The organism is Thalassospira sp. UBA1131, from assembly GCF_002311515.1.
Lineage (GTDB): Bacteria > Pseudomonadota > Alphaproteobacteria > Rhodospirillales > Thalassospiraceae > Thalassospira.
In genome coordinates this window covers 14,611-18,242 of the sequence record NZ_DCAO01000090.1, presented here as the reverse complement: position 1 = coordinate 18,242, position 3,632 = coordinate 14,611, and the positions used below count along the sequence as shown (strand labels likewise).

Here is a 3,632-nt window from a genome sequence, read left to right as displayed (position 1 = left end):
ACTCTGTGGGACAGGTGCCGGATCACTTTCCTGTGCATGGATGGCCGCAGGCCCGCCGATCATGATCAACGCGGACGCGGCAGCACCCAAAAGAACACGTCTGAGGGGCAGCTTGCTATGCTGCTGAAAATGTTGCGTCATGCTCTTATATGCTACCAACCGTTGGATTTTTCCGAATTTATTGGTTGCTGTTGTGCACAGAAAACAGGGCAGGAATGTGTCGTCATCAGGGTAAGAATCCGCAAAGCCACAACCGATCAGTTGCCCGAAAGGATTGCTTTAATCCCGGACATGTCATTGGGAAAGCGTCATTTTTGCATGGGCAGCAACGGAAAAACGCTGCAAAGAACCGCTTGACGGAAACGCAAAACCGTTTGTCAAACCGCTGATTGAAACGCGCTGTTTTCCGCGCTGGAATCGGCGTGCAATTCACGCGGGGAAATCTTGTGGCGCTGCTGGATGGCACGTGCCAGTGCCGTTGTGCTGCGATAACCAACCTGGCCTGCCACCGCCTGCAACCTTTTGCCATCGCGCAACAACCCAAACGCCAGATCAAGGCGAATGGTTTGCAGGAAATCACCGGGCGATGTGCCCAGCAAATCGCGAAACCGGGCTGCAAAACTCGCCCGCGACATACCAGCAATTTCGGCCTGTCGTTCAACCGACCAGCTTTCGCCGGGTTTCTGATGAAGTTCACCTACCACGCGCGCAATCCGCGGATCACGCATGGCGGCCAGAATGCCCGGACGGACAAGGTTCTTGGCCTGACAATGACGCAACACCATCAGCAAGAGCAAATCAACCAGAAGATTGATTGCCGTGCGTTGCCCGGGCTGCGCGCCCTGTGATTCCGAAAACAGCTGATCGGTGATGGCCTCAAGCCCGGGGAGCTCGTCAAAGGGCAGGACCAGATATTCCGGCAAGCCCAGTTTCGCTGGGCTTAGACCAATATCGGGGAAATCGAGATTGGCACAGACCATTGCGGCGCCACCTGCGGGCGTCTCGATATCGTGGGGCACCGGACATCCGAAAAGAACCACGCCGGGGCGATCCAGTATCGCCTTTTCGCGCCCGTCAAAAAGGACCCGCATCGTGCCACTTTGCAAAACATGCAACATGCCTTGCTGTTGCGATGGCAGATCAGCTCGTCCCTGATGATGACTGCTGCCGCAATGGGTTCCGGCAAAAATCACATCACCGCGCGGGTGATGTCCGGCAAAAAGATCGGACAGGACATCCTTCTCAGACGAATTGCGTGCTTCCTCAGACAACAAGTCACTTCTCCGACGATAGGCTGTTTTCAGATTTCAAGACGCCCTCTTGATGAACCAGTTCCGTGATCGCCTGCCAGTAAAGACCCGGTGATCACCCCGTGAAGGAGATGAAAAAGATGACCAAACGTTCCAGCTTCATGCGTTCCGCTGCCCTCGCCGCCGTCCTGGGTATTTCCGCAGTTGGCAGCATTGTTGCCATCAGCGCACCGGCATCAGCCGCACAGGAAGTCCACATTGTTGAAGGCTACGCCCTGCAGGGTTTTGACCCGGTTGCATACTTCACCGTAGGCGCCCCGACCCCGGGCAACTCCGAATTCAAGGCCGAACATGGTGGCGCGACCTATCGCTTTGCCAGCGCTGAAAACCGTGACCTGTTCAATGCAAACCCGGAAAAATACGCACCTCAATATGGCGGGTTCTGTGCCTTTGGTGCGGCAATGGGCCGTAAATTCGGTGCCGATCCGCAGGCATGGCGCATTGTTGACGATAAGCTGTATCTGAACCTGAACAAGGAAATCCAGCAGCGCTGGGTTGCCGATATCCCCGGCTTCATTCGCGGTGCTGATCACAACTGGGAAATCATCGAAACGATCGAAGACGCCAAACTCGCTGATGAGAAAATGGCCCCCAAAGGCCTGACCATCGGCGCACAATAATCCCGGGCGCGGAATGCCCTGATCCGGGTTCCCTCCCTAGCTCCCTGTTGCCCGGTATGACAATGGCCGGCCCGAATGAACGGCCGGCCATTTGTTTTTTTTGATCTGTAACTGGTGCGATCAGTATCCGACCGCACAACCATCCTTGCGCGGGTCCGAACCCGCAACATAACCCGCATCGGTCTTGGCAATCAGCTGCGCGCCGCCAAATCCGAAGTTGGTGCTGTCAGGCGTTTCAACCTTGATGACATGCCCCTTGGCCTTAAGCGCCTCAATCACCTCAGCACCGACCGATGTTTCCACAGCAACATTCAGCCCCGAAAGCGCCTGCCAACGCGGTGCATCGGCCGCCGTTTGCGGGTCCTGCCCCCAAAGGTGGGTACGAAGCGTCATTTGCAAATGGCCCTGTGCCTGCATCGGGCCGCCCATGACGCCAAAGCTCATGACCGGATTGCCATCAAGGCCCATCAGGAAGGCCGGGATGATCGTCTGGAACGGACGTTTACCGCCCTTGACCCGGTTCGGATGCCCGTCTTTGAGGCTAAAGCCGTGACCACGGTTCTGCAGGCTGATCGAAGTACCCGGCACCACAACACCAGACCCAAAGCCCATATAGTTCGACTGAATGAACGACACCATCATGCCGTTTTCATCAGCCGTACTGACATAAACCGTGCCGCCATGTTTCGGCGCGCCGGCCTTGAAATCCTGTGCCTTGTTGGCATCAATCAATGCCGCACGCGATTTCAGGTAATCATCAGACAAAAGATGCTCGACCGTGACATCCGTCATGTAATCAAGGTCCGCGACATAATCGCGCATGTCGGCAAAGGCCAGTTTCATGGCCTCGATCTCGAGATGAAGTGCCTCGACCGAGTCCGGCTCATAATCGGTAATGTTGGTATGGCGCAAAATGCCCAGCGCGATCAGGGCCGAAATCCCCTGCCCGTTTGGCGGGATTTCATGCAGCTTCACATTGCCAAAGCTTTGCGAAATCGTACCAACCCAATCGGCCTTGTGATTGCCAAGGTCTTCCTCAGACAGGGCCGCACCATGTTCCTTGGCAAAGACGGCAATCTTGCTGGCCAGTTTGCCGCGATAGAAACTCTCACCCTTGGTTTCAGCGATATCAATAAGGCTTTCGGCCGCGGCCTTGTTGACAAACAGCTCGCCCGCCTTGGGGGCCTTTCCGCCCGGAAGGAACGCCTCGGCAAAGCCAGGCTGCTTGCCCAGCAAATCGCCGCCCTTTTCCCAAAGGGTGGCGATGATTGGCGATACGGCAAAGCCGCAGGTCGCATATTCAATCGCCGGTTCGAAGAGCTTTTCGAACGGCAGCTTGCCGAACTTTTCGGAAATCTCACGCCAAGACGATACCGCACCCGGTGTGGTGACCGATTCCCAGCCGCGCTGTGGCATGGTGTCAGAACCGGCAAAGCGTTCCGGGTTCCAAGCCGCAGGCGCACGGCCAGATGCATTCAGACCATGCAGTTCCTTGCCATCCCAAATGATGGCATAGGCATCCGATCCAAGACCGTTACCGGTTGGCTCAACCACTGTAAGCGCAATCGCGGATGCAAGTGCAGCATCGGCGGCATTACCACCGGCCCACAGCATCCGCAAACCGGCCTGGGCTGCAAGCGGCTGGGATGTTGAAACCATATTACGCGCCAGCACCGGGGACCGGCGTGAGGCATAAAGCGCG

At 56.6% G+C, this 3,632-nt stretch carries 4 protein-coding genes; 2 read left to right on the top strand and 2 right to left on the bottom strand.

Annotated features, from left to right (window positions below; genetic code table 11):
• Positions 1-357 (top strand): hypothetical protein (locus B3Z49_RS13645; protein WP_296991830.1); only part of this gene is annotated, 357 nt, incomplete at its 5' end.
• 20 nt (positions 358-377) lie between these two features.
• Here B3Z49_RS13645 and B3Z49_RS13640 read toward each other — a convergent pair.
• Complete coding sequence (locus B3Z49_RS13640; protein ID WP_296991827.1) at positions 378-1,271, bottom strand: cupin domain-containing protein; 894 nt, start codon at positions 1,269-1,271, stop codon at positions 378-380.
• A gap of 119 nt (positions 1,272-1,390) precedes the next feature.
• Here B3Z49_RS13640 and B3Z49_RS13635 point away from each other — a divergent pair, with 119 nt between their 5' ends.
• Positions 1,391-1,930, top strand: coding sequence for a YHS domain-containing (seleno)protein (locus B3Z49_RS13635; protein ID WP_063086486.1), 540 nt, complete (start codon positions 1,391-1,393; stop codon positions 1,928-1,930).
• Positions 1,931-2,050: 120 nt separating this feature from the next.
• On the opposite strand, the gene B3Z49_RS13630 is transcribed toward B3Z49_RS13635, so the two are convergent.
• A partial coding sequence (locus B3Z49_RS13630) for a gamma-glutamyltransferase family protein (RefSeq protein ID WP_296991824.1) occupies positions 2,051-3,632 on the bottom strand: 1,582 nt, incomplete at its 5' end.

Bases quoted from the DNA above. Each gene is read 5' to 3' on its own strand.
- B3Z49_RS13635 (WP_063086486.1), top strand. From the start codon at position 1,391: ATGACCAAACGTTCCAGCTTCATGCGTTCCGCTGCCCTCGCCGCCGTC.